Annotated in this window: 21 protein-coding genes and 5 tRNA genes; 10 read left to right on the forward strand and 16 right to left on the reverse strand. The window is 70.4% G+C overall.

The genetic code is table 11. From position 1 onward, the window contains the following. The 3 genes from OTB16_RS00850 to leuC form a co-directional block, all read right to left on the reverse strand. Window positions 1-228: an SCO5555 family protein gene (locus OTB16_RS00850; protein ID WP_267717641.1), complete on the reverse strand. Its 228-nt coding sequence runs from the start codon at window positions 226-228 to the stop codon at window positions 1-3. Window positions 229-365: 137 nt separating this feature from the next. Then, the gene (gene leuD, locus OTB16_RS00855) at window positions 366-959 is read right to left on the reverse strand and encodes a 3-isopropylmalate dehydratase small subunit (RefSeq protein WP_267717642.1); all 594 of its coding nucleotides are present in this window, start codon (window positions 957-959) and stop codon (window positions 366-368) included. 5 nt (window positions 960-964) lie between these two features. Then, complete coding sequence (leuC, locus tag OTB16_RS00860; protein WP_267717643.1) at window positions 965-2392, reverse strand: 3-isopropylmalate dehydratase large subunit; 1428 nt, start codon at window positions 2390-2392, stop codon at window positions 965-967. Between the two features lie 184 nt (window positions 2393-2576). Between leuC and ndgR the strand changes: the two genes are divergently transcribed. Next, a complete protein-coding gene (ndgR, locus tag OTB16_RS00865; RefSeq protein ID WP_150517662.1) occupies window positions 2577-3293 on the forward strand; it encodes an IclR family transcriptional regulator NdgR in 717 nt (238 codons plus the stop codon). 166 nt (window positions 3294-3459) lie between these two features. Here the strand turns inward: ndgR and OTB16_RS00870 are convergent. The 9 genes from OTB16_RS00870 to OTB16_RS00910 form a co-directional block, all read right to left on the reverse strand. Then, window positions 3460-3532: transfer RNA gene (locus tag OTB16_RS00870), tRNA-Glu, on the reverse strand. A gap of 24 nt (window positions 3533-3556) precedes the next feature. Beyond that, a tRNA-Gln gene (locus OTB16_RS00875) sits at window positions 3557-3628 on the reverse strand. 21 nt (window positions 3629-3649) lie between these two features. Beyond that, window positions 3650-3722, reverse strand: a tRNA-Glu gene (locus OTB16_RS00880). A gap of 61 nt (window positions 3723-3783) precedes the next feature. Further along, a tRNA-Glu gene (locus OTB16_RS00885) sits at window positions 3784-3856 on the reverse strand. Window positions 3857-3884: 28 nt separating this feature from the next. Continuing rightward, a tRNA-Gln gene (locus OTB16_RS00890) sits at window positions 3885-3956 on the reverse strand. Window positions 3957-4042: 86 nt separating this feature from the next. After that, on the reverse strand, window positions 4043-4771 hold the full coding sequence (locus tag OTB16_RS00895) for an HAD family hydrolase (RefSeq protein ID WP_267717644.1): 729 nt from the start codon (window positions 4769-4771) through the stop codon (window positions 4043-4045). A 111-nt stretch (window positions 4772-4882) separates the two neighbouring features. Further along, window positions 4883-6397 carry a glutamate--tRNA ligase gene (gene gltX, locus OTB16_RS00900; protein ID WP_267717645.1) on the reverse strand — a complete coding sequence of 505 codons (1515 nt, stop codon included), beginning with the start codon at window positions 6395-6397 and terminating at the stop codon, window positions 4883-4885. Next, window positions 6390-7196, reverse strand: a complete 807-nt coding sequence (locus OTB16_RS00905) for a fumarylacetoacetate hydrolase family protein (RefSeq protein WP_267717646.1) — start codon at window positions 7194-7196, stop codon at window positions 6390-6392. The genes gltX and OTB16_RS00905 overlap by 8 nt, the downstream gene beginning before the upstream one ends. Before the next feature lie 97 nt (window positions 7197-7293). After that, entirely contained in the window at window positions 7294-7479 is a 186-nt protein-coding gene (locus OTB16_RS00910; protein ID WP_267717647.1) for a hypothetical protein, read from the reverse strand. A gap of 578 nt (window positions 7480-8057) precedes the next feature. On the opposite strand from OTB16_RS00910, the gene OTB16_RS00915 reads away from it, so the two are divergent. The 8 genes from OTB16_RS00915 (at window position 8058) to OTB16_RS00950 (ending at window position 18532) form a co-directional block, all read left to right on the forward strand. Next, on the forward strand, window positions 8058-11849 hold the full coding sequence (locus tag OTB16_RS00915) for a sensor histidine kinase (RefSeq protein WP_267717649.1): 3792 nt from the start codon (window positions 8058-8060) through the stop codon (window positions 11847-11849). A 9-nt stretch (window positions 11850-11858) separates the two neighbouring features. Beyond that, entirely contained in the window at window positions 11859-12272 is a 414-nt protein-coding gene (locus OTB16_RS00920) for a roadblock/LC7 domain-containing protein (RefSeq protein WP_324290143.1), read from the forward strand. Window positions 12273-12423: 151 nt separating this feature from the next. Beyond that, entirely contained in the window at window positions 12424-12816 is a 393-nt protein-coding gene (locus tag OTB16_RS00925; RefSeq protein ID WP_007266775.1) for a DUF742 domain-containing protein, read from the forward strand. Then, complete coding sequence (locus OTB16_RS00930) at window positions 12797-13381, forward strand: GTP-binding protein (RefSeq protein WP_267717651.1); 585 nt, start codon at window positions 12797-12799, stop codon at window positions 13379-13381. Before OTB16_RS00925 ends, OTB16_RS00930 begins: the two co-directional genes overlap by 20 nt. A 292-nt stretch (window positions 13382-13673) precedes the next feature. After that, entirely contained in the window at window positions 13674-16895 is a 3222-nt protein-coding gene (locus OTB16_RS00935; protein WP_267717652.1) for a sensor histidine kinase, read from the forward strand. A gap of 10 nt (window positions 16896-16905) precedes the next feature. Further along, window positions 16906-17319 carry a roadblock/LC7 domain-containing protein gene (locus tag OTB16_RS00940; RefSeq protein ID WP_267717653.1) on the forward strand — a complete coding sequence of 138 codons (414 nt, stop codon included), beginning with the start codon at window positions 16906-16908 and terminating at the stop codon, window positions 17317-17319. Window positions 17320-17412: 93 nt separating this feature from the next. Continuing rightward, the gene (locus OTB16_RS00945) at window positions 17413-17967 is read left to right on the forward strand and encodes a DUF742 domain-containing protein (RefSeq protein ID WP_267717654.1); all 555 of its coding nucleotides are present in this window, start codon (window positions 17413-17415) and stop codon (window positions 17965-17967) included. Next, window positions 17948-18532: a GTP-binding protein gene (locus OTB16_RS00950; protein ID WP_267717655.1), complete on the forward strand. Its 585-nt coding sequence runs from the start codon at window positions 17948-17950 to the stop codon at window positions 18530-18532. The genes OTB16_RS00945 and OTB16_RS00950 overlap by 20 nt, the downstream gene beginning before the upstream one ends. A gap of 152 nt (window positions 18533-18684) precedes the next feature. On the opposite strand, the gene OTB16_RS00955 is transcribed toward OTB16_RS00950, so the two are convergent. Both OTB16_RS00955 and OTB16_RS00960 read right to left on the reverse strand, forming a co-directional pair. Then, window positions 18685-18882 (reverse strand): acyl-CoA carboxylase subunit epsilon, encoded by a 198-nt coding sequence (locus OTB16_RS00955; RefSeq protein WP_267717656.1) that lies wholly within the window; start codon window positions 18880-18882, stop codon window positions 18685-18687. A 17-nt stretch (window positions 18883-18899) separates the two neighbouring features. After that, complete coding sequence (locus OTB16_RS00960; protein WP_267717657.1) at window positions 18900-20483, reverse strand: acyl-CoA carboxylase subunit beta; 1584 nt, start codon at window positions 20481-20483, stop codon at window positions 18900-18902. A gap of 261 nt (window positions 20484-20744) precedes the next feature. On the opposite strand from OTB16_RS00960, the gene OTB16_RS00965 reads away from it, so the two are divergent. Next, entirely contained in the window at window positions 20745-21356 is a 612-nt protein-coding gene (locus OTB16_RS00965; protein ID WP_267717658.1) for a YceI family protein, read from the forward strand. Window positions 21357-21384: 28 nt separating this feature from the next. Here the strand turns inward: OTB16_RS00965 and OTB16_RS00970 are convergent, their stop codons facing one another. Both OTB16_RS00970 and cimA read right to left on the reverse strand, forming a co-directional pair. After that, window positions 21385-22719, reverse strand: coding sequence for a hypothetical protein (locus tag OTB16_RS00970; RefSeq protein ID WP_267717659.1), 1335 nt, complete (start codon window positions 22717-22719; stop codon window positions 21385-21387). A 99-nt stretch (window positions 22720-22818) separates the two neighbouring features. Next, on the reverse strand, window positions 22819-24432 hold the full coding sequence (gene cimA / locus OTB16_RS00975) for a citramalate synthase (RefSeq protein WP_267717660.1): 1614 nt from the start codon (window positions 24430-24432) through the stop codon (window positions 22819-22821). Between the last annotated feature and the right edge of the window lie 168 nt (window positions 24433-24600).

The raw sequence follows: 24600 nt of genomic DNA on the forward strand, positions 1-24600 counted from the left end.
TCAGTCGCCTTCAGGGAATCGACCCTCGTCGAGGTCCTTCATCAACCTGTCCAGGCGCCTTGCCGCATCGGCGAGATCGTGCTTCGCCGAAGCCGTGGCGACCAACAGCTTCCGGGACAGCGCCATCCTTACGCCCTCCGGGACTTGCAGTGAGCGCACCCTTGTGTGTGCTTCTTTCAGTCGGGCCGCGACCAGTTCGTAGAGCTCAAGTTGACTGTCGCGTTCCATGCACAGATTGTGCCATCTGGGGCGAGTTGTCGCCTCACGGGGCCTCAACACACAGCTGTGCCCCCCACCGGACGGTGGGGGGCACAGTGTTGTCGATGTGGTCGCCAAATGGCGAATAAGCGCTGATCAGGCTGGAATCAGAGCCGAATCGTGCGGGGCTTGAAGGCCGGTCGGGTGCTTTCGTACGCGGAGATGTCCCCTTCGTTCTGAAGGGTGAGCGAGATGTCGTCCAGCCCCTCCAGCAGCCTCCAGCGGGCGTTGTCGTCGAGCTCGAACTCCGCGACGACCCCCTCCGCCCGCACCTGGCGGTCGACCAGGTCGACGGTGATCTCGGCGTTCGGGTCGGCCTCGGTCAGCTTCCACAGCCTCTCGACCGTCTCCTGCGGGAGCACGACGGTCAGCAGACCGTTCTTCAGCGAGTTGCCGCGGAAGATGTCGGCGAAGCGGGAGGAGATGACCGTCTTGAAGCCGAAGTTCTGCAGGGCCCATACGGCGTGCTCGCGCGAGGAGCCGGTGCCGAAGTCGGGGCCGGCGACCAGCACCGTGGCGCCCGCGCGCTCGGGGCGGTTGGTGATGAACTCCGGGTCCTTGCGCCAGGCCTCGAAGAGGCCGTCCTCGAACCCGTCGCGGGTGATCTTCTTCAGCCAGTGGGCCGGGATGATCTGGTCGGTGTCGACATTGCTGCGGCGCAGCGGGACGGCCCGGCCGGTGTGGGTGGTGAAGGCTTCCATGGTGTTCAGACTCCGGCGGTCGCGTGGGCGTCGGACAGGTCGGCGGGCGAGGCCAGATGGCCCAGTACCGCGGTGGCGGCGGCCACCTGCGGGGAGACCAGGTGGGTCCGCCCGCCCTTGCCCTGCCGGCCCTCGAAGTTGCGGTTGGAGGTGGACGCGGAGCGCTCGCCGGGCGCCAGTTGGTCGGGGTTCATGCCCAGGCACATCGAACAGCCCGCGTGCCGCCATTCGGCCCCGGCCTCCTTGAAGACCTTGTCCAGGCCCTCCTCCACGGCCTGCAGCGCGACCCGGACCGAGCCGGGTACGACCAGCATCCGTACGCCGTCGGCGACTTTGCGGCCCTCGATGATCCCGGCCACCGCGCGCAGGTCCTCGATGCGGCCGTTGGTGCAGGAACCTACGAAGACGGTGTCGACCCTGATGTCCCGCAGCGGCTGCCCGGCGGTCAACCCCATGTACTCCAGGGCCTTTTCGGCGGCGTTGCGGTCCGAAGCGTCCTCGTACGAAGCCGGGTCGGGGACGTGGGCGGACAGCGGCGCGCCCTGGCCCGGGTTGGTACCCCAGGTGACGAACGGGGACAGGGTGGTGCCGTCGATGACGACCTCGGCGTCGAAGGCCGCGTCGTCGTCGGTGCGCAGCGTCTTCCAGTACGCGACCGCCTCGTCCCACTCCTCGCCCGCGGCCGGCGCGTGGTCACGGCCCCGCAGGTATTCGAAGGTGGTCTCGTCGGGGGCGATCATGCCCGCGCGGGCACCGGCCTCGATCGACATGTTGCAGATGGTCATGCGGGCTTCCATCGACAGCTGCTCGACGGCCTCGCCGCGGTACTCCAGGATGTAGCCCTGGCCTCCGCCGGTACCGATCCGGGCGATGATGGCCAGGATCAGGTCCTTCGCGGTGACGCCCTCGGCCAGCGCGCCGGTGACGGTGATGGCCATCGTCTTGGGGCGGGCCAGCGGGAGCGTCTGGGTGGCCAGCACGTGCTCGACCTGACTGGTGCCGATGCCGAAGGCCAGCGCGCCGAAGGCGCCGTGCGTGGAGGTGTGGGAGTCGCCGCAGACCACGGTGGTGCCGGGCTGGGTCAGGCCGAGCTGCGGTCCCACCACGTGGACGACGCCCTGCTCGACGTCGCCCAGCGAGTGCAGGCGTACCCCAAACTCGGCGCAGTTCTTGCGCAGCGTCTCCAGCTGGGCCCGGGAGACCGGGTCCGCGATCGGCTTGTCGATGTCGATGGTGGGGGTGTTGTGGTCCTCGGTCGCGATGGTGAGGTCGAGGCGCCGGACGGGCCGGCCGGCCTGGCGCAGCCCTTCGAAGGCCTGCGGGCTGGTCACCTCGTGCAGCAGGTGCAGATCGATGAAGAGGAGGTCGGGCTCGCCCTCGGCGCGCCGGACGACATGGTCGTCCCAGACCTTCTCCGCGAGTGTCCTACCCATCGCTTTCCCTCCGGCCGGCAGGTTGTGCCGGCGCTTCATAGAGATCTGTTGCGCCTGATCGCCCGTACCCCACGCACCGGACGACGGCTCGGACCCAGTGGTTCGTGGACCCGCACATACAGACTCGCTGGTTCTTGGAAAAATTGAACTTGCGTTTCACAGTGTGAGACGCGAATATCGTTTCATGGACAACTCTAGCGGCGTCGGCGTTCTCGACAAGGCAGCTCTGGTATTGAGCGCACTGGAGTCCGGTCCGGCCACCCTCGCCGGGCTGGTCGCGGCGACAGGGCTCGCACGACCCACGGCGCATCGCCTTGCCGTGGCTTTGGAACACCACCGGATGGTGGCGAGGGACATGCAGGGACGTTTCATCCTCGGTCCGCGGCTGGCGGAACTCGCCGCCGCGGCCGGCGAGGACCGCCTGCTGGCCACGGCGGGACCGGTACTCACCCACCTCCGGGACGTGACGGGGGAGAGCGCGCAGCTCTACCGCCGTCAGGGAGACATGCGCATCTGCGTGGCGGCCGCCGAGCGGCTGTCGGGCCTGCGGGACACCGTCCCGGTGGGCTCCACCCTCCCGATGAAGGCGGGCTCGGCCGCGCAGATCCTGATGGCATGGGAGGAGCCCGAGCGGCTCCACCGCGGCCTCCAGGGCGCGCGCTTCACGGCGACGGCGCTCTCGGGCGTACGCCGCCGGGGCTGGGCCCAGTCGATCGGCGAGCGGGAGCCCGGCGTGGCCTCCGTGTCGGCGCCGGTGCGCGGCCCCTCGAACCGGGTGGTGGCCTCGGTGTCGGTCTCCGGCCCGATCGAGCGGCTGACCCGCCACCCGGGCCGGATGCACGCCCAGGCCGTCATCGACGCGGCCGCACGCCTCACGGAGGCCCTGCGGCGCACCGGCTGACCCTCCCGGTACCCACCTCCCCCGCCACTCCCCCGGGCCCGGGGGCGCGTCGACGCCGCACACGTCCGAACACGCGCCTCCGGGCCCGCACTTGCGACTGCGGGGGACCTGCCCGGAAACGGCGAAGAGGCCCTCCGCGATGATCGCGGAGGGCCTCTTCGATGCGTACCCCCGACCGGATTCGAACCGGCGCTACCGCCTTGAGAGGGCGGCGTGCTAGGCCGCTACACAACGGGGGCCAGCTGGTATCACTCTGTACTGCGCTGGGCTACCAGGACTCGAACCTAGAATAAGGGAACCAGAAACCCTCGTGTTGCCAATTACACTATAGCCCAAAATGGTCTAGACCAGACCAGTACCCCCGACCGGATTCGAACCGGCGCTACCGCCTTGAGAGGGCGGCGTGCTAGGCCGCTACACAACGGGGGCCCTAGCGATCCTGCATCAAGACGTCCGGGTGCGACCCTGGAGATCTCGCGGGAAGGATCTGTACCCCCGACCGGATTCGAACCGGCGCTACCGCCTTGAGAGGGCGGCGTGCTAGGCCGCTACACAACGGGGGCAAAGCACTGCGTTACTTCTTGCACTGCGCTGGGGTACCAGGACTCGAACCTAGAATAAGGGAACCAGAAACCCTCGTGTTGCCAATTACACTATACCCCACCATAAGTCAACCCCTTATCGGGGCTTTCTTTCGGGTGGCGCCTCCGTCCGGCCTTTCGGCCCGCTTCGGCGGCGCAGAAAGAACATTACCGGATGCCTGACCGTGCTCCAAAACGGGTATCCCCTGCCAGCAGCTCCGGGAGCCGGTCAAGCCCCTCGATGCGGTGGATGCCCCCGGGCCCCGGCCCGCGGGCGCCGTCGCGATCCAGCCAGACCGCCAGCAGGCCGGCGTCACGGGCCCCCCGGGCGTCGATCTCGGGCTGGTCGCCCACGTACGCCACCTCGCCCGGCGGCAGCCCGAGCGCCTCGCACGCGGCGAGGAAGGCGGCGGCCTCGGGCTTGCTCACCCCGAGCTCAGCGGCGCAGACCAGGATCTCGAAGCGGTCGCGCAGCCCGAGGTGGCGCAGCTTGGGGTCCTGGTTGGCGACGGAGGAGTTGGTGAGCACCCCGTGCCGGTAGCCGCCGGCGAGGGAGTCCAGTACGGGCACCACGTCGGGGAAGACGACCCAGGCGGCCTTGTAGTGCGCGACGTACCGGTCGAACCAGGAGTCCGTCTCGGCGGCGGTCATGGCGGGGGTGCCGAGGAAGTCGCGGACCCGGTCGCGGCGCTGCTCCTGGAAGCCGACCTGCCCGGCGGCGAAGCGCGCCCAGTTCCGCTCGGTGATCTCGCGCCACAGTGCCAGCGCCCGCGCGGGGGACCCGTACCGCCCCTCGAGGCCCTCGTCGGCGAGCTGTCGCGCCAGCCCGGCCCGGTCGGCCCCGGTGTAGTCGAACAGCGTGTCGTCTATGTCCCACAGCACGGCCCTGATCACCATGGGCCAAGTATGCGAGGAGGCCGCCGGCCGCACCCCGGATACGGCCGAAGAGGCCCGGGCCCCGGAAGCGTGCTTCCGGGGGGCCCGGGCCTCGTGTGCGCGGCGCGGCGGTCAGCCGGCGAGCTTCGCCAGGGCGGCGTCGACGCGGGAGAGCGAGCGCTTCCTGCCCAGGATCTGCAGGGACTCGAAGAGCGGCAGGCCGACCGTGCGGCCGGTGACGGCCACGCGGACCGGCGCCTGCGCCTTGCCGAGCTTGAGGCCGTGGGCCTCTCCGGCGGTCAGGACGGCCTGCTTGAGCGACTCCGGGTCGTTCCAGTCGGCGGCGGCGAGGTTCTCGCGGGCGGTCGTCAGCAGGGCCGCCGGCTCGCCCTTCATCGCCTTGTCCCACGAAGCCTGGTCCTCGACCGGCTGCTTCAGGAACAGGAAGTCGACGTTGGCGGTGATGTCCGACAGGACGGTCACCCGGGTCTGGGCGTACGGCGCGATGGCCGCCCAGGCCTCGGGGTCGAAGTCCTCGGGGGCCCAGTTGGCGTGCGGGGCGCGCAGCCACGGGCCGCAGGCGTCCGCGAAGGCCTTCGGGTCCAGCAGGCGGATGTGGTCGGCGTTGATGGCCTCGGCCTTCTTCAGGTCGAAGCGGGCCGGGTTGGCGTTCACGTCCGGGATGTCGAACTTCGCGACCATCTCCTCGATCGAGAAGATGTCCTGGTCCTTGGAGAAGGACCAGCCGAGGAGCGAGAGGTAGTTCAGCAGGCCCTCGGGGAGGAAGCCGCGCTCGCGGTACAGGTTGAGCGAGGACTCCGGGTCGCGCTTGGAGAGCTTCTTGTTGCCCTCGCCCATGACGTACGGGAGGTGCCCGAAGTCCGGGACGCCCTTGGCGATGCCCAGCTCGGTCAGTGCCTTGTACAGGGCGATCTGGCGCGGGGTGGAGGACAGCAGGTCCTCGCCGCGCAGGACGTGGGTGATCTCCATCAGCGCGTCGTCGACCGGGTTGACCAGCGTGTAGAGCGGGGCGCCGTTGGCCCGGACGATGCCGAAGTCCGGCACGTTCTCCGGGGTGAAGGAGAGCTCGCCGCGGACCAGGTCGGTGAAGGTGATCGTCTCGTCGGGCATCCGGAAGCGGACGATCGAGGTGCGGCCCTCGGTCTCGTACGCGGCCTTCTGCCCGTCGGTCAGGTCGCGGCAGTGGCCGTCGTAGCCGGAGGGGCGGCCGGCCGCGCGGGCGGCGTCGCGGCGCTGGTCCAGCTCCTCGGTGGTGCAGTAGCAGGGGTAGGCGTAGCCGCCGTCCCGGAGCTTCTTCGCCACGTCCGCGTAGATGTCCATGCGCTGGGACTGGCGGTACGGGGCGTGCGGGCCGCCCACCTCGGGGCCCTCGTCCCAGGTGAAGCCGAGCCAGCGCAGCGAGTCCAGCAGCTGCTCGTACGACTCCTCGGAGTCGCGCGCCGCGTCGGTGTCCTCGATGCGGAAGACGAACGTGCCGCCGTGGTGGCGGGCGAACGCCCAGTTGAAGAGGGCGGTGCGGACCAGGCCCACGTGGGGGTTGCCGGTCGGGGAGGGACAGAAACGTACGCGCGGGGTTACCCCTTGTCCGAGCGAAGTCGAGAGCTTGGGGGAGTTCGCGTTAGCCACGCTTGATCACCTTGTTGGTGAGAGTGCCGATGCCTTCGATGGTGACGGCGACCTCGTCGCCGACGTTCAGGGGGCCGACTCCGGCCGGGGTCCCCGTGAGGATGACGTCGCCCGGGAGCAGCGTCATGGCCTCGGAGATGTGGACGATCAGGTCCTCGATGGAGCGGACCATGTCACTGGTGCGGCCGAGCTGGCGCTGTTCGCCGTTGACGGTGCACTGGATGGTCAGATCGCTCGGGTCGAGGTCGGTCTCGATCCAGGGGCCGAGGGGGCAGGAGCTGTCGAAGCCCTTGGCGCGGGCCCACTGCTTCTCGCGCTGCTGGACGTCGCGCGCGGTGACGTCGTTGGCGCAGGTGTAGCCGAGGATCACGTCCTTGACCCGCTCCTTGGGGACCTCGCGGCACATGCGGCCGATGACCACGGCGAGCTCCGCCTCGTGGTGGAGGTCCTGCGAGAAGGAGGGGTACGTGATCGGGTCGCCGGAGCCGACCACCGAGGTGGAGGGCTTGAAGAAGGTGATCGGCGGTTCGAGGCGGCCCTGGCCGTCGACGACGGAGTGCCCGAGCTCCGCCGCGTGCTCCGCGTAGTTGCGGCCTACGGCCACGACCTTGTTCGGGAGCACGGGCGGCAGCAGCCGGACCTTGCCGAGCGGGACCTTGACCCCGGAGAGCTCGAAGTCCGCGAACGGAATCCCCTTGATGATGTCGAGGACGAGCTCACCCTCGGCGCCGGGGGCAGTGCTGCCCTCGACCGCGCCGAACGCGACATTGCCGTCGATGGAGAACCTGGCGATGCGCACGTGTTGCGTCTGCCCCTCTGTATGTCCGCTGGCTGGAGTCTGCGGACTCCAGGCTAACGCGGCGGACGGGGGCGATTCGCGTCCGTTCGCGAGGTGCCTACTGCGCGGCGGCGACCGGCGCGTCCATCAGGATGGTGCGGCGCGGGTTCGCGGTCTGCGTCGGCAGCTCGACGGCGTGGTCCGGGACGGCCGGGGCCGCCTGCAGCTCCTCTGCGTCCTTCAGGTGCGCGAGGGTGGTGCGGCGGGGGTTGGCTATGTTGCGGAACATCGTCGTCGTCTTCATCGGAGTTCGGGGTCCTCGGTTCGGTCTGCGGATGTCGGCTGTCGCGTGCGCCACCCTGGCGCCAACCCTTGAAGAGGCAAGGCTAAACATCTAAATCCCCCGCCGAACCGGGAAGTAATGGCCACGGCTGTGTGAGTTTGCTCACCCGTGAGCCGACATAGTAGGCATAACGGGCAGTCAATTGCGGCTAACAAAGCGGACATTGCGCCACTGAATGCGCCATTCCGCTCCTGATCATCGCGACTGGGACACCTTGCCAGCCTTGGTGTTTGGTTGGCGTAAGTCCGGTTCATCCCGAAAGCAGCCCCACATCGCGTAGCCCGCCTGTCACGTGCCGTCACCGACCCCCCGGGCCGACACACGCACCTTGTTGGAGATCCTCCACTGTGCTGGAATTCGCGGGACCGCCGCGGAAACAGTCGGCGCGCAGGTGGCGCGACCCAGCGCCGAGCGCGGTGGCAAGGAGAGGGAAACGCGCCGGTCACCGACGACCACACATGGGGCCGTTAGTGCCCCACGACTCGACACCGTCCCGCCGTTCACCCGGTAGGGCGCCTGGTCCAGAGGTTGCGACGCTAGTGCAGGGACGATTCAAGAGGGATGGCAAGGGGTCTCCCCAGGCCCGCCAAGGCCGTGGGGACGCTGCCGCGGAGCAGGAGCCCCGCGGCGGGACCGACCGCGGCTCCTCGCCCCAGCACGCCCAGAACCGCGGGCCGGCTGTCGAAGGCGCGAGCCCCGACGCCTCCACCGCGGTCAAGGCGAAGGGTCGCGGGAAGCCCGGCAAGGGCAAGGCGGCCGTAAAGGCAGCGCCGGCGACGCAGGACGTGGCGATACCGAAGGCCCCCAGCGGGCCCGGCTCTCGCCTCGCCATGCAGAACTGGCGCATCAGCACGCGACTGGTGTCGCTGCTGACCCTTCCCGTCGTCGCGGCCACCACGCTCGGCGGCTTCCGCATCAACGACTCGATGAACGACATCGCCCAGCTGGAGCACATGCAGCTGCTGACGACCATGACCCGGCAGGCCACCAACCTGGCCGCCATGCTCCAGGAGGAGCGGGACATGTCGGCGGGTCCGATGTCGATCACCAAGAACGGCAAGAGCAACAGCATCGTCGACGGTGTCCGGGAGCAGACCGACACCGCTGCCATGGCCTTCGCCTCCGCGACCGACAAGGTCGACAGCGCGGAGGACAAGGACGAGACGCTCAAGTCGATCCGCAACAACATCCTCCAGATCGGCCGCCAGCTCACCGGCATCGAGGACATCCGCAAGAAGGCCTACGCCAACGGCGCCCAGCAGACCATCACCGAGTACAACGCGCTGATCGTCTCGCTGCTGTCGCTGTCCCAGGACATGGCGCAGGCCACCTCGAACCCCGAGATGATCAAGCGCACGCGCGCCCTGGCGGCGTTCTCCTCCGCCAAGGAGTACGCCTCCATCCAGCGCGCGGTCATCGCCGCCTCGCTCCCCGACAGCGGTGAGCGGCAGGGCAGCCTGGGCGAGAACGACCGTCTGTACGCACTCTCCGCCCTCCGCGGCGAGAGCCAGGCGAAGAAGACCTTCGAGCTCGTCTACCAGGGCAAGCCCGAAGAGCTCCTCGCCGCGCTCGGCGACGGCAACCAGGAGATCGGCAAGGCCGACCACTTCACCCGCCGCGTCCTGAGCACCGAGGGGCAGTTCGCCAAGGAGCAGCAGTACCGGTCCTGGATGGACTGGTACGACGCCGACGGCGTCAAGCTCCAGGCCATGAAGGTCATCGAGCTCACCCTGCTCGAGGACATGGAGGAGAAGGCCCGAGAGCTCAAGAACGAGTCCCAGCAGGACGCCATCCTCAACGGTGCGCTGATCCTCCTCGTCCTCGGTGTCTCCCTCGTCGGCGCCTTCGTCATGGCCCGGTCGATGATCCGCTCGCTGCGCCGCCTCCAGGACACCGCGACGCGCGTCGCCCAGGACCGCCTGCCCGAGCTCGTCAAGCAGCTCTCCGAGTCCGACCCGCAGGACGTCGACACCTCCGTGGAGTCGGTCGGCCTGCACACCCGCGACGAGATCGGCCAGGTCGCCGCGGCCTTCGACGACGTGCACCGCGAGGCCGTCCGCCTCGCCGCCGAGCAGGCCCTCCTCCGGGGCAACGTCAACGCGATGTTCACCAACCTCTCGCGCCGCTCCCAGGGCCTCATCCAGCGTCAGCTCTCGCTCATCTCCGAGCTGGAGTCGCGCGAGGCCGACCCGGACCAGCTGTCCTCGCTCTTCAAGCTCGACCACCTCGCGACCCGCATGCGCCGTAACGGCGAGAACCTCCTCGTCCTCGCGGGCGAGGAGCCGGGCCGCCGGTGGACCCGCCCCGTCCCGCTCGTCGACGTGCTCCGCGCCGCCGCGTCCGAGGTGGAGCAGTACGAGCGCATCGAGCTCACGTCAGTGCCGGGCACCGATGTCGCCGGCCGCGTCGTCAACGACCTCGTGCACCTGCTCGCCGAGCTGCTGGAGAACGCCACCTCGTTCTCCTCCCCGCAGACCAAGGTCAAGGTCACCGGCCACGCGCTGCCGGACGGCCGCGTGCTCGTCGAGATCCACGACACCGGCATCGGCCTGTCCCCCGAGGACCTCGCCGCGATCAACGAGCGGCTCGCCGCCCCGCCGATCGTGGACGTCTCCGTCTCCCGCCGCATGGGCCTGTTCGTGGTCGGCCGCCTGTCCCTGCGACACGGCATCCGCATCCAGCTGCGCCCCTCCGACTCGGGCGGTACGACGGCCCTCGTCATGCTGCCGGTGGACGTCGCCCAGGGCGGCAAGAAGCCGGCTCCGATGCCGAACCAGGGCGGCCCCGGCGGCGCCCCGGGCGGCTCCGGCGCACAGGCTTCCGTGCCCGGCGGCGCCCGTCCCCCCGTGGGTACGGCGCCCCAGCGCGGCCAGGTCTCCGGAGCCGGCCAGCGCGCCGCCCTCCCGGGGCGCGAGGGTGCGGGCCAGCAGCGGCCGCAGGGCCAGCAGTCCCCGCAGGGTGGTCTCCCGCAGCAGGGCGGTCCCGGTGCGCCGGGCGGCCGTCCGCAGTCCGGGCCGACCACCACCGGCCAGGGCCAGGGCGCCTTCGGCCAGGGTCAGGGCGCCTTCGGATCCGGTGCCCCGCTGCCGGGCCGCGGCGCGGCGGCCGGTTTCCCCGGCGGTCCCGCGGGCGGCTTCGCCGGCGGCGGCCTCTCGGGCGGCCCGCAGGCGCGTCCGGTGTCCCCGTCCCCGGCCTCCGGCGGTCCCGCCGGGTTCCCCCAGGGCAACGGCTTCCAGCGGCCCCAGCCGCAGCAGCAGCCCCAGCAGCCCGCCGCTCCGGCTTCGCGCGGCCCCCGGCCGCAGCTGCCGCCGCGCGGCGGTGCCCCGCGTCCGGAGCTTCCCGGTCCGCAGACCACCAGCTGGGGCGCCGACCAGGCGCGCGGCCACGACGAGCTGTCGGGCCCCGGCTCGACCTCCGAGTTCCCCCGCCCGGACTTCAACGCCCCGATGCCCCAGGGCGACGGCCTGAACAGCACCACGGGACAGTTCGAGCGCCCGGACGTACGCGGTCCCCTGGACCCGTCCTCCACCGGCCAGTTCGAGCGCCCGGAGCTGCGCGGACCCGCGGACCCGTCTTCCACCGGCCAGTTCGAGCGCCCGGGGTACCAGCCCCAGCGGCCGGGCGGTCCCGGTGTCGGCGGCTTCGCCCCCCAGGCCCCGCAGCCCCAGGCCCCGCAGCAGCCCCAGCCGCAGCAGTACCAGCAACCGCAGTCTCCGCAGCCCGGCGCGGACTACGCGCCCGTACCGCCCCGGCGTCCGGAGGCTCCCGGCCTGCCGCCGGTCCCCCGGCCCGAGGCGCTGCCGCCGGCGCCCGGCGCCCGGGAGGCGCGCAGCCCGATCTTCGACACGCTGGAGTCGAACTGGTTCCGCGAGGAGGGGCAGCAGCCCCCCGCGCAGGGGCCGGGCGTACCCCAGCAGCCGCAGCAGTCCGCCCCGGCGCCCGCTCCGCAGCAGCAGCTGCCGCAGCGCGGCCAGGAGCAGGCGGCCGAGCCCGCCGCGGCGGCCACCGGCGCGATGCCGACGGTCAGCTGGCGCTCCTCGCCGAACGACGAGCTGATGCGGCAGGCCGAGCGCGTGCGCCAGCCCGCCGCCGGCGGCATCACCACCTCGGGGCTGCCCCGCCGGGTCCCGCGGGCGAACCTCGTGGCCGGCACGGCGCAGCAGCAGCAGGCGGAGGAGCAGACCGGCCCGCAGGTCTCCCGGTCCCCGGACGACGTCCGGGGCCGTCTGACCAACCTGCGACGCGGTATCCAGCAGGGCCGTCAAGCCGGCACGAGCGGTCCGGCGACCGGCAGTTACCACATCGACCCCACTTATCAGCAGGAGCGTTAGTTGAGTTCGATGAGCCAGGCGGCACAGAACCTGAACTGGTTGATCACCAACTTCGTGGACAACACCCCCGGGGTGTCCCACACCGTGGTGGTCTCCGCCGACGGACTCCTTCTGGCCATGTCCGAAGGATTCCCGCGCGACCGCGCCGACCAGCTGTCGGCCGTGGCATCCGGTCTGACCTCCCTCACCGCCGGCGCCTCCCGGATCTTCGAGGGCGGCGCCGTCAACCAGACCGTGGTCGAGATGGACCGGGGATTCCTCTTCCTCATGTCCGTCTCGGACGGATCCTCACTGGCCGTCCTGGCGCACCCCGAGTGCGACATCGGCCTCGTCGGCTACGAAATGGCCCTCCTCGTGGACCGTGCGGGCAGTGTCCTCACCCCGGACCTGCGCGCCGAGCTCCAGGGAAGCCTGCTCATCTGACCTCTCCCCTCCCGGCCGGACGGTACTTCCGGCCGGGAGACCGGGGCCCGCGCCCCGGAACCCAGTACCCCCGACAGGCCGTCATACCGTCCCCCCACCGGCCGCCCCGTCAGACGGCACGCTGACCACTGCTGTCCAGCCCGGAGGATCAATGACCCCGCCCCCCGCCTATCCCGATGCGTACGGAGATTCGTACTCGGAAGGCGACCAGCCGCTGGTGCGTCCGTACGCGATGACCGGCGGCCGGACCCGGCCCCGCTACCAGCTCGCCATAGAGGCGCTGGTCAGCACCACCGCCGATCCGATGCACCTCTCCGGCCTGCTCCCCGAGCACCAGCGCATCTGCACCCTGTGCCGAGAGGTCAAGTCGGTCGCGGAGGTCTCTGCACTGCTGTCGATGCCGCTCGGTGTCGCCCGGATCCTCGTCGCCGACCTGGCGGAGGCCGGAATGGTGGCCATCCACCAGCCGGGCAACGGAGAGGCCGGCGGCACGCCGGACGTGACTTTGCTCGAAAGGGTGCTCAGTGGACTTCGCAAGCTCTAGCGGCGGAGCGGCTCCTCGCTCCACCACCTCCGCGAAGATCGTGGTGGCGGGCGGCTTCGGCGTGGGCAAGACCACGTTCGTCGGCGCGGTCTCCGAGATCAACCCGCTGCGCACCGAAGCCGTCATGACCAGCGCGAGCGCCGGAATCGACGACCTCACCCACACCGGTGACAAGACGACCACCACGGTCGCCATGGACTTCGGCCGCATCACCCTCGACCAGGACCTGATCCTGTACCTCTTCGGTACACCGGGCCAGGACCGCTTCTGGTTCATGTGGGACGACCTCGTCCGCGGCGCCATCGGCGCCATCGTCCTCGTCGACACCCGCCGCCTCGCCGACTGCTTCCCCGCCGTCGACTACTTCGAGAACAGCGGCCTGCCCTTCGTCATCGCGCTCAACGGCTTCGAGGGACACCAGCCCTACACCCCCGAAGAAGTCCGCGAAGCCCTCCAGATCGGCCCCGACGCCCCGATCATCACCACCGACGCCCGCCACCGCGCGGACGCCAAGAGCGCACTCATCACCCTCGTCGAGCACGCCCTCATGGCACGGCTTAAATAGCACGGTTCAGGTCTCGCGCGGGAGGGGCGGGTTGTGTCGTGCGACACGGCCCGCCCCTCTCGTTCATAACGTTTCGACAGAGAATTGCCGCCGGTCGGGCACAGGGCGCGTTCGGTTGGTGCCGCTACGCTCACAACTTCCCCCATTTTTGCCGCCGGAAGCTCTTTATGTCCGATTTATGTGGGGCATAAGGCTCTAGGAATGGCCGATTTCAACTGTTTGGAACACGGCCGTTAACCGTGCTGGAATTCAACGAACCAGCTAGTAGCACCGCGGAGAGGTTGTTGGTCGAGTGAGGCGAAGCAACGCAAGCCCCGCGGATGAACCCGCGCGCGGCAACTTCACCCCGCCGCCGAGAGCGGCCCTGTCGCCCGTCGACGCGTCCGTGGAGCCACCGGCCGGCAGCGGCAGCACCAGCAGGTTCGCGCCCCGCAACTGGCGCGTGCCGACCCGCCTGAACGCCATCCTGCTCGTACCCGCGCTCGTCGGGCTGGTCATGGGCGGCTTCCAGGTGAAGGGCTCCGTGGACACCTGGAACGAAGCCCAGGACGCCGAGCGGATAGCCAGGGTCGTCCAGGCCTCCTCCGAGTACAGCCAGGCGCTGCTGAACGAGCGCGACCTCACGGCCGAGCCGCTCCTGAGCGGCGACACCAAGAGCGAGACGGTCACCAAGGCGTACGCGGCGACCACCGCGGCCAAGGCCAAGTTCGACAAGGCCGTCCAGGACATGCCGAAGCAGCAGGGCCTGGAGCGCCGCCTGGAGCTCTTCCGTGGTGACGAGCCCAAGCTGGACGCGGTCCGCAAGTCTGCCTACCAGGCGGCGATCGAGACCCCGAAGAAGAACCTCCCCAACGCGCCGGGCCCCATCCCCACCGAAGAGGGCTACGTCCTCGTCCAGCACTACCTGATGCAGTTCGCCAACGAGCTCGGCCTCGGCACCGGCAACGTGACCTCGTACGGCCGCATGGTCTACGCGATCCAGCTGGCCAAGGCGGCGAACTCGCTGCAGCGCGCGGTCGGCACCCACCTGCTGGTCCGCCCGAGCACCAACGAGGACGTCCGCAAGGCCCAGCTCGTCGCCTTCTCCTCCTACGCCTACCTCGAAGAGATCGCCATCGGCGAGTACGTCGCCGCGGGCACCGAGGCGGACACCAACCGCCTCAAAGAGATCATGGGCCAGAAGTCCGAGGAAGGCGCCGAGAAGCTCGCCGAGGCCAAGTCGGCCGCGGAGCAGGCCGGCACCGTCTTCAGGCCGCCGCCGGTGGTCAACGGCTCCGCGCTCACCGGCATGACCGAGGCCATCGCCAGCGGCGACAGCAAGGCCAAGCTGGCCCTGAACGGCACCACGCCCACCGCCTGGCAGTACGCCGCCACCGCCAAGTTCGACGGTTACGACCAGATCGAGAAGGAATTCCTCGACAAGGCCGTCAAGGACGCCGGCGCGATCTCCGACGAGGCCCGCAACGACGCCATCACCAACGGCGCCATCGTGGTCCTGGCCCTGCTCGCCGCCTTCATCCTGGCGGGCCTCATGGCACGGCAGATGGGCCGCGCGATGCGCCGCCTGCGCGGCGCCGCCTTCGACATCGCCGAGCAGCGCCTGCCGATGCTCGTCGACCAGCTCTCGCGCACCGACCCGGGCAAGGTGGACACCCGTGTCCGGCCGATCCCCATCGACTCCCGGGACGAGATCGGCGAGGTCGCCCGCGCCTTCGACCAGGTCCACCGGGAAGCGGTACGGCTCGCGGCCGAGCAGGCGCTCCTGCGAGGGAACGTCAACGCGATCTTCACGAACCTCTCCATACGCAACCAGTCCCTGATCGAGGGCCAGCTGACCCTGATCACCGACCTGGAGAACAACGAGGCCGACCCGGACCAGCTGGAGAACCTCTTCCGCCTGGACCACCTGGCCACCCGCATGCGCCGCAACGGCGAGAACCTCCTCATCCTCGCGGGTGAGGAGCCGGGCCGCCGCTGGGACCAGCCGGTCCCCCTCGTCGACGTCCTGCGCGCCGCCTCCTCCGAGGTGGAGCAGTACGAGCGCGTCGAGCTCTCCGGGGTCTCCGACGCCGAGATCCACGGCCAGGCCGTGACCGACCTCGTGCACCTGCTCGCCGAGCTGCTGGAGAACGCCACCACGTTCTCCTCCCCGCAGACCAAGGTCCGGGTCAACGCGACGCGTCTGCCCGACGGCCGCGTCATGATCGAGATCCACGACAAGGGCATCGGCCTCACCGCCGAGGACTTCGCCGACATCAACCACAAGCTGGCCAACCCGCCGACGGTGGACGCCGCGATCTCGCAGCGCATGGGCCTGTTCGTGGTCGGCCGGCTGGCGGACCGCCACAGCATCCGCGTCCAGCTGCGCCCCTCGGGCGAGGCGGCCGGCACCACGTCGCTGGTCATGCTCCCCGACGCGATCACCCATGGTGGCGGTGGCGAGGGCGTACCCAACGACGACTTCACGGTCTCCCAGATCATCCCGGAGCAGCAGGCCTCGCAGCCGCAGCAGGCCCTCCAGGCGCCCGCGCTGCGCACCGCGGCAGAACTCGGCTTCGACGACTCCCGGTACGACCAGCAGGGCGCGGAAGACCGCGACCTCGACCCGGTCGGCCGCTCCCTCGGGCGCGAGGAGCGCCGGGCCGCGCTGGAGGCCCAGGCCGGATACGGGCAGCCGGGTCAGCCGGAGCAGCAAGGGCAGCCGGGGTACCCCGGGCCCGAGTATCCGGAACCCCAGCCTGAACACGAGTACCAGCCGTACCAGGGCTACGAGCAGCAGCCCGAACAGGGCTACGAAGCCCCGTACGACCAGCAGGGCGCACAGCCCGGCTTCGACGCGTACCCGCAGCAGGGATACGGCTATCCGGAAGCCGGATTCCAGGACCAGCAGCAGGCCGCCCCGGCGTACGACGGCGGCTACGACGCCCAGTCCGGAGCGGTCGAGTGGCCCGGACAGAACACGTATCCGGCTGCCTACCAGCAGGATTACGGGACCGAATCGGAATCACCGTCCGGTGCCGAACAGGCCCCGGAACGCGTAGGCTTCGACCGTCCGGACACCACTGCCGACACCGGTCACAAGATGACCGGAGCGGGTCTGCCGCGACGCGGCAGCCAGCAGCAGTGGCAGCCGGCACAGAAGGAAGCGGAGTCCACCGGATCCCTCTTCGAGCAGCGGCCGCAGCGTCAGCAGCAGCCCGCCGAACCGGAGAAGGCCCCGGAGGAAACTGAAGGCACCGCGGCCTGGCGTTCGCGCAACGACGATCGCTGGCAGCAGGCCGGCAAGCTCCGTGAGCCGAAGGCGGGCGGGATCACCCCGTCCGGTCTCCCTCGGCGGGTACCCAAGGCCAACCTGGTCGAGGGTGCGGCGGAGACGACCCCGCAGGGCGGCCCACAGGTCTCCCGCGCCCCGGAGGACGTCCGCGGCAGGTTGAGCAACCTGCGGCGCGGTGTCCAGCAGGGACGCAGCGCGGGTTCCGAGCAGTCAGGTAACAGCTATGACCAGGAGCGTTAGTGTGAGCCCGATGAGCCAGGCGGCACAGAACCTGAACTGGTTGATCACCAATTTCGTGGACAACACCCCCGGGGTGTCCCACACGGTGGTGGTCTCCGCCGACGGACTGCTTCTGGCGATGTCCGACGGGTTCCCGCGCGACCGCGCCGACCAGCTGTCGGCCGTGGCATCCGGTCTGACCTCGCTGACCGCCGGGGCTTCCCGGATCTTCGAGGGCGGCGCCGTCAACCAGACCGTGGTCGAGATGGACCGGGGATTCCTCTTCCTCATGTCCGTCTCGGACGGATCCTCACTGGCCGTCCTGGCGCACCCCGAGTGCGACATCGGCCTCGTGGGCTACGAGATGGCCCTTCTGGTGGATCGCGCGGGCAGTGTCCTCACCCCGGACCTGCGCGCCGAGCTCCAGGGAAGCCTGCTCAACTAGCAGACAGGCAGTGCGTTTCGCGCCATCGCACCATAGGGTGCGGTGGCGCGGTCCCACAGGGAGCACCGCGTACTTGGAGTCGGAGGAGGAAACGTGACAACACCCGGAGGACATCCCTATGGCGGCGCGCAGCAGCCGCAGGGTGGGCACGACCAGAACCGCTTCAACTTCCCGTCTGCTCCCAGCCGGCCCGTGTCGGAGCACAATCCGTACCAGCAGCCGTACGGGCAGCCCCCGCAGTACCAGCAGCCCCAGGTCCCTCCGCAGCAGCCGCCGCGCGCCGCGCGCCAGCCCGCTCCGAAGGCCCACAATCCGCTGGTGCGCCCGTACGCGATGACCGGCGGCCGGACCCGGCCGCGCTACCAGCTCGCCATCGAGGCGCTGGTCAGTACCACGGCGGATCCCGCGCGGTTGCAAGGGCAGCTGCCCGAGCACCAGCGCATCTGCCGTCTGTGCCAGGAGATCAAATCCGTCGCGGAGATCTCGGCACTCCTCTCCATTCCTCTTGGTGTCGCCCGCATCCTCGTCGCCGACCTGGCAGAGGCGGGCCTTGTCGCCATTCATCAGCCCGGCGGCGACGAGTCTGCCGGCGGCCAGCCAGATGTGACACTGCTCGAAAGGGTGCTCAGTGGACTTCGCAAGCTCTAGCGGCGGAGCGGCTCCTCGCTCCACCACCTCCGCGAAGATCGTGGTGGCGGGCGGCTTCGGCGTGGGCAAGACCACGTTCGTCGGCGCGGTCTCCGAGATCAACCCGCTGCGCACCGAAGCCGTCATGACCAGCGCGAGCGCCGGAATCGACGACCTCACCCACACCGGTGACAAGACGACCACCACGGTCGCCATGGACTTCGGCCGCATCACCCTCGACCAGGACCTGATCCTGTACCTCTTCGGTACACCGGGCCAGGACCGCTTCTGGTTCATGTGGGACGACCTCGTCCGCGGCGCCATCGGCGCCATCGTCCTCGTCGACACCCGCCGCCTCGCCGACTGCTTCCCCGCCGTCGACTACTTCGAGAACAGCGGCCTGCCCTTCGTCATCGCGCTCAACGGCTTCGAGGGACACCAGCCCTACACCCCCGAAGAAGTCCGCGAAGCCCTCCAGATCGGCCCCGACGCCCCGATCATCACCACCGACGCCCGCCACCGCGCGGACGCCAAGAGCGCACTCATCACCCTCGTCGAGCACGCCCTCATGGCACGCCTGCGCTAACGGCTGCCGACGGCACACCAAGGCCCCCGCGTCCAGGACGCGGGGGCCTTCGGCGTGCCCGGGGGCCCGGGATGTGTGGGCCCCCGGGCACGCGGGAGGCCCCGCACACCTCAGGGGTGCGGGGCCTCTCGGCGTACGGAGCCTCGCGGGGCTCAGCCCTGCCAGCTGTGCGGGGCGCGGAAGCCCGGCGTGCGCTCCAGGCGGCGCCAGCCGGCCTGGGAGCGGGGGGTGCGGGCGGGGGCGGTCTCCGGGGTGGCGGCGGCGCGGGCCAGCAGGATCGCGGTGATCGCGGCCAGTTCCTCGGGGGCGGCGTTGCCCTTTTCGACGCGGAGCAGGGTGTCGGTGCTCATCGGTGGCGTGTCTCCTCTTACTGCGGCGGGTTGCCGTGCTTGCGGGACGGCAGGTCGGCGTGCTTGTTGCGGAGCATCGCGAGGGCGCTGACGAGCGTCCCGCGGGTCTCGGCGGGGTCGATCACGTCGTCGACGAGGCCGCGCTCGGCCGCGTAGTAGGGGTGCATCAGCTCGGCCTTGTACTCCTTGACCATGCGGGTGCGCATGGCCTCGGGGTCCTCGGCGTCCGCGATCTGCTTGCGGAAGATGACGTTGGCCGCGCCCTCGGCGCCCATGACGGCGATCTCGTTGGTGGGCCAGGCGTAGGTGATGTCGGCGCCGATGGACTGGGAGTCCATGACGATGTACGCGCCGCCGTAGGCCTTGCGCAGGATCAGCGAGATCCGCGGGACGGTGGCGTTGCAGTACGCGTACAGCAGCTTGGCGCCGTGGCGGATGATGCCGCCGTGCTCCTGGTCGACGCCCGGCAGGAAGCCGGGGACGTCCAGAAGGGTGACGATCGGGATGTTGAAGGCGTCGCAGAGCTGGACGAAGCGGGCCGCCTTCTCGGAGGCGTGGATGTCGAGCACGCCCGCGAGGTGGCCGGGCTGGTTCGCCACGATGCCGACGACCTGGCCGTCGAGCCGGCCCAGCGCACAGATGATGTTGCGCGCCCAGCGCTCGTGGATCTCCAGGACGTCGCCCTCGTCGACGAGCTCCTCGATGACCTTGAGCATGTCGTACGGGCGGTTTCCGTCCGCGGGCACCAGGTCCAGCAGGACCTCCGAGCGCCGGCCGGGCGGGTCGGACGTCTCGTGGACCGGGGGGTTCTCGCGGTTGTTGGAGGGGAGCATCGAGATCAGGTAGCGGACCTCGGAGATGCAGGTCTCCTCGTCGTCGTACGCGAAGTGCGCGACGCCGGAGGTCTCGGCGTGGACGTCCGCGCCGCCGAGGCCGTTCTGGGTGATCTCCTCGCCCGTCACCGCGCGGACCACGTCCGGGCCGGTGATGAACATCTGCGAGGTGTCCCGGACCATGAAGACGAAGTCGGTGAGGGCCGGGGAGTAGGCGGCGCCGCCGGCGCAGGGGCCCAGCATGACCGAGATCTGCGGGATGACGCCCGAGGCGCGGGTGTTGCGCTGGAAGATGCCGCCATAGCCGGCCAGCGCGGAGACGCCCTCCTGGATGCGGGCGCCGGCGCCGTCGTTGAGGGAGACCAGCGGCGCGCCGGCCGCGATGGCCATGTCCATGATCTTGTGGATCTTCGTGGCGTGGGCCTCGCCCAGCGCGCCGCCGAAGATCCGGAAGTCGTGCGCGTAGACGAAGACCGTGCGGCCCTCGACCGTGCCCCACCCGGTGATCACACCGTCGGTGTAGGGCTTCTTGTTCTCCAGGCCGAAGCCCGTCGCCCGGTGGCGGCGCAGCTGCTCGACTTCTTTGAAGGAACCTTCGTCGAGGAGCAGCGCGATGCGCTCCCGGGCGGTCAGCTTGCCCTTGGCGTGCTGGGTCTCGGTCGCCCGGTCACTGGGGCCGCGCCGCGCCTGCTCGCGCAGGGAGTGCAGCTCGGCCACGCGCCCGCGGGCGTCCGTGGGCTCGCTCGGGGTCTGGTCCACAACGGTCATGTACCGACCTTACGAAGCGAGGCGTGAAAAACCTCCGTTGATTCCGCACAGTCTCCGGTGTCTTCCGCTGTCCGGCCCGCACAGAAGGGCTCGGCGATGCGCGGACTCCGCCATACGGGGGACAGCTCCTTTGTCGATCCCCGACAAACAGACGGGCACCTCGTCCAGGAAGTTGAAATTTGAACAGAATGGGTCTAGCGTCTTTCTCGTTAAGTCGTTGAACATTCAACAGACACGCAGGACTCTACCGAGGAGCAAGCCATGGGTTTCTTCACCCGCCGCAGCCAGGACACGAACACCGACGCCGTCGCCACGCTCGACGTGGACCCGGCCCTCGCCGCGCTCACCGGCGACTACGTCATCGACGCCTCCCACAGCAGCATCGGCTTCACCGTGCGCCACGCCATGGTGACCAACGTCCGCGGCAGCTTCGGCGAGCACGAGGGCACCCTGCACCTGGACGGCACGGACCCGTCCCGCTCCACCGCCTCCATCGACGTCACCATCGCCTCGGTCGGCACCGGCATCGCGGACCGCGACGGCCACCTGCTGAGCGGCGACTTCTTCGACGCCGAGCGCTTCCCCCTGATGACCTTCCGCACCACCTCCGCGGCCCGGCTCGGCGGCGACGCGTACCGCATCAGCGGCCAGCTGACGATCAAGGACGTCACCCGCCCGCTCGCCATCGACCTGGAGTTCGCCGGATCCGCCACGGACGTCTACGGCAACGAGCGCGTCGGCTTCGAGGGCTCCGCCGAGATCCTGCGCTCCGACTGGGGCCTGACCTGGAACGCGGCACTGGAGGCCGGCGGGGTGATGGTCAGCGACAAGGTGAAGCTGACGTTCGACATCTCCGCGATCAAGCAGGCCTGACCCGCCGGACCCGGCTCCCCGGGGGCGGCTACCAGCCGCCCCCGCCGTCGAAGCCGCCACCGCCGCCGAAGTCCCCGCCGCCACCGCCGAAGTCGGACGGGTTGAAGTCGGCGCCGGACACGTCCCCGCCCTCGAAGCCTCCGCCCCCGCCGCCGAAGTCCGAGGCGTAGGCGGGACCGGCCATCATCGAGCCGAGCATCGTGCCCATCAGCAGACCCGGCAGCATGCCGCCGCCGAAGTAGCCGCCGGCCCAGGGACCGTACGCCGGGCCGGCGTCGTAGTACGGGCGCGGCCCGTGCTCGGTGTCGACGGTGCGGACCGCCGGGTCGAGCCCGTCGCGCAGCCGTACGGCGTCCGCCGTGCAGACCGGTACGGTACGGGCCGCCCCCGCGGGCGGGGCCCACGCGGCGTCCTCGGTGCTCGGACCGTGCCGGGGGTCGAAGAAGCAGGGCGAGCGGCGCTCGGGCACCGGCTTCCCCTGACGGCGCGCGTCGAGGCTCGCCAGGGCGTAGCGGCCGTCCTCCAGCGCCTGGGTGACCCCCTGGACCTCGTCCGGCCGCTGGACGGAGGCCATGATCCGCTTGGCCTTCTCGTAGGAGTCGAGCCCCTGCTCGTAGTCCTTGCGCATGGCGTCGTCGGCTCCGGGCTCCCCCGGGTGGAAGTCGAGCCGCTCCAGTTCCTCGCCGAAGGCCGTGATGTCCTCGTCGACGACGACGCCCAGGCGGGCGACGGCCTCGCGCCGGACCTCTTCCTTCTTCTTGCGGTTCCGCCTGACCAGCGCGTACGCGCCTCCACCGCCGACCACCGCCACCGCGCCGAGCGCGATCAGGCCGCCGACCGGGGCGCCGTCACCGGCTCCGGTGGTGCCCCAGGAGGCGGGGGCCGAGCCCTTGGTCTGGCCGAGGGCCTGGTCCACGAAGGTGTCGAGCTGGGTCGTCGCGTCGGCCGGGCCGCCGGTCTTCACCGCCTCCGAGAGGTTCTGCACCGCGTAGCCCGGCATGACGGCCCGGTCGGCGGCGGCCCGGAAGCCGTCGCCGAGGCGGATCGCGTACAGCCCGGTGATGCCGGTCTCGGCGCGGACGGCCGCGAGGACCCTGTCCTGCGGGAACTCGGCGGCGGCCGGCAGCACGGCGACGAACACCGGCTTCCCCGCGTCCTTGATCTTCTTTGCGAGCGCGTCCGCCTCGGCCTTGGGCAGCTGCGCCTCGGCCCGCGGATCGACGTAGACCGGGCCCTTCTTGAGGGCCTCCGCCACGGCAGCCGTCCCGGTGGCGGCCGACGCCTGCGGGGCCGCCACCACGAGGGCGGTGGCCGACAGGGCCAGCAGCAGACCGGAGAATGCGGATATCAGCCTGGTCCTCATACTCACGACGCTACCTGAACCGGTACTTTCCCGTGTGAGCAGGACATAAGACCCAGCGGCCGCCGCCTGGACGGCGGCTCTCCGGCGGCTCTTCGGCGGCTACTCGGCCGGTTCGACGCCCGCGTGCAGGAGGCCGTAGGTGTAGGCGTCCTCGAGTGCCTGCCAGGACGCCGCGATCACGTTCTCGGCGACGCCGACCGTCGACCACTCGCGGACGCCGTCCGTCGTGGCGATCAGGACGCGGGTCGTGGACTCCGTGCCGTGTGTGCCCTCCAGGATGCGGACCTTGTAGTCCACCAGCTCGAACTTGGCCAGCTGCGGGTAGAACCGCTCCAGCGCCACCCGCAAGGCCCGGTCCAGCGCGTTGACCGGTCCGTTGCCCTCCGCCGTGGCGACGATCCGCTCGCCCTTGGCGCGCAGCTTGACCGTGGCCTCGTTGGCGTGGATGCCGTCCGGGCGGTCCTCGACGATCGCGCGCCAGGACTCCGTACGGAAGTACCGGCGGGCGCGGCCCTCGGCCTCGGCGCGGAGCAGCAGCTCGAAGGAGGCGTCGGCGGCCTCGTACGTGTAGCCCCGCAGCTCACGCTCCTTGACCCGCTCGACGACCCGGGAGATCAGCGCGCGGTCCCCGCCGAGGTCGACGCCGAGTTCCTTGCCCTTGAGCTCGATGGAAGCCCGTCCGGCCATGTCGGAGACCAGCATCCGCATGGTGTTGCCGACCCGCGCGGGGTCGATGTGCTGGTAGAGGTCCGGGTCGACCTTGATGGCGGAGGCGTGCAGGCCGGCCTTGTGCGCGAAGGCGGAGACGCCGACGTACGGCTGGTGCGTGGAGGGGGTGAGGTTGACGACCTCCGCGATGGCGTGCGAGATGCGCGTCATCTCGGCGAGGGCGCCCTCGGGGAGCACGGTGCGGCCGTACTTGATCTCCAGGGCGGCGACGACGGGGAAGAGGTTGGCGTTGCCGACGCGCTCGCCGTAGCCGTTCGCCGTGCACTGGACGTGGGTGGCGCCCGCGTCGACGGCGGCCAGGGTGTTGGCGACGGCGCAGCCGGTGTCGTCCTGGGCGTGGATGCCCAGGCGGGCGCCGGTGTCGGCGAGGACGGTGGCGACGGTCGCCGTCACCTGGGCGGGCAGCATGCCGCCGTTGGTGTCGCAGAGGACGACGACGTCGGCGCCGGCCTCGTGGGCGGCGCGCACGACGGACTTCGCGTACTCGGGGTTGGCGCGGTAGCCGTCGAAGAAGTGCTCGCAGTCGACGAAGACGCGGCGGCCTTCGGCGACCAGGTGGGAGACGGTGTCGCGGACCATCTCCAGGTTCTCCTCGAGGGTGGTGCGCAGGGCCAGTTCGACGTGGCGGTCGTGCGACTTGGCGACGAGCGTGATCACGGGGGCGCCGGACGCCAGCAGGGCACGCACCTGCGGGTCCTCGGCCGCCGAGCCGCCGGCCCGGCGGGTGGCTCCGAAGGCGACGAGCCGGGCGTTCTTGAAGTCGATCTCGGCCTGGGCGCGGGAGAAGAACTCGGTGTCACGGGGGTTGGCGCCGGGCCAGCCGCCCTCGATGAAGCCCACTCCGAAGTCGTCCAGGTGCCGGGCGATCGTCAGCTTGTCGGCGACCGTGAGGTTGATGCCTTCGCGCTGGGCGCCGTCGCGCAGCGTGGTGTCGAAGACATGGAAGCTGTCGTCGAGGACCTCTGCGACCTCTGTCGTCGTCATGCTGATCTGACTCCTGTCGGATGGTGGGTCCGGGTGTCCGGGATCCACTGCCCCCATCATCGCGCGCGGCCCGCTCCCGGCAGGGATGGAGCCGGGAAACGAAAAAACCCCTCGCGGGTAGCGAGAGGTCTGCGCGCGGGTCTGGGGCACGGTGGCCGCTTCCCGCGA

Origin of the sequence: Streptomyces antarcticus (genome assembly GCF_026627255.1) — a bacterium.
Lineage (GTDB): Bacteria > Actinomycetota > Actinomycetes > Streptomycetales > Streptomycetaceae > Streptomyces > Streptomyces antarcticus.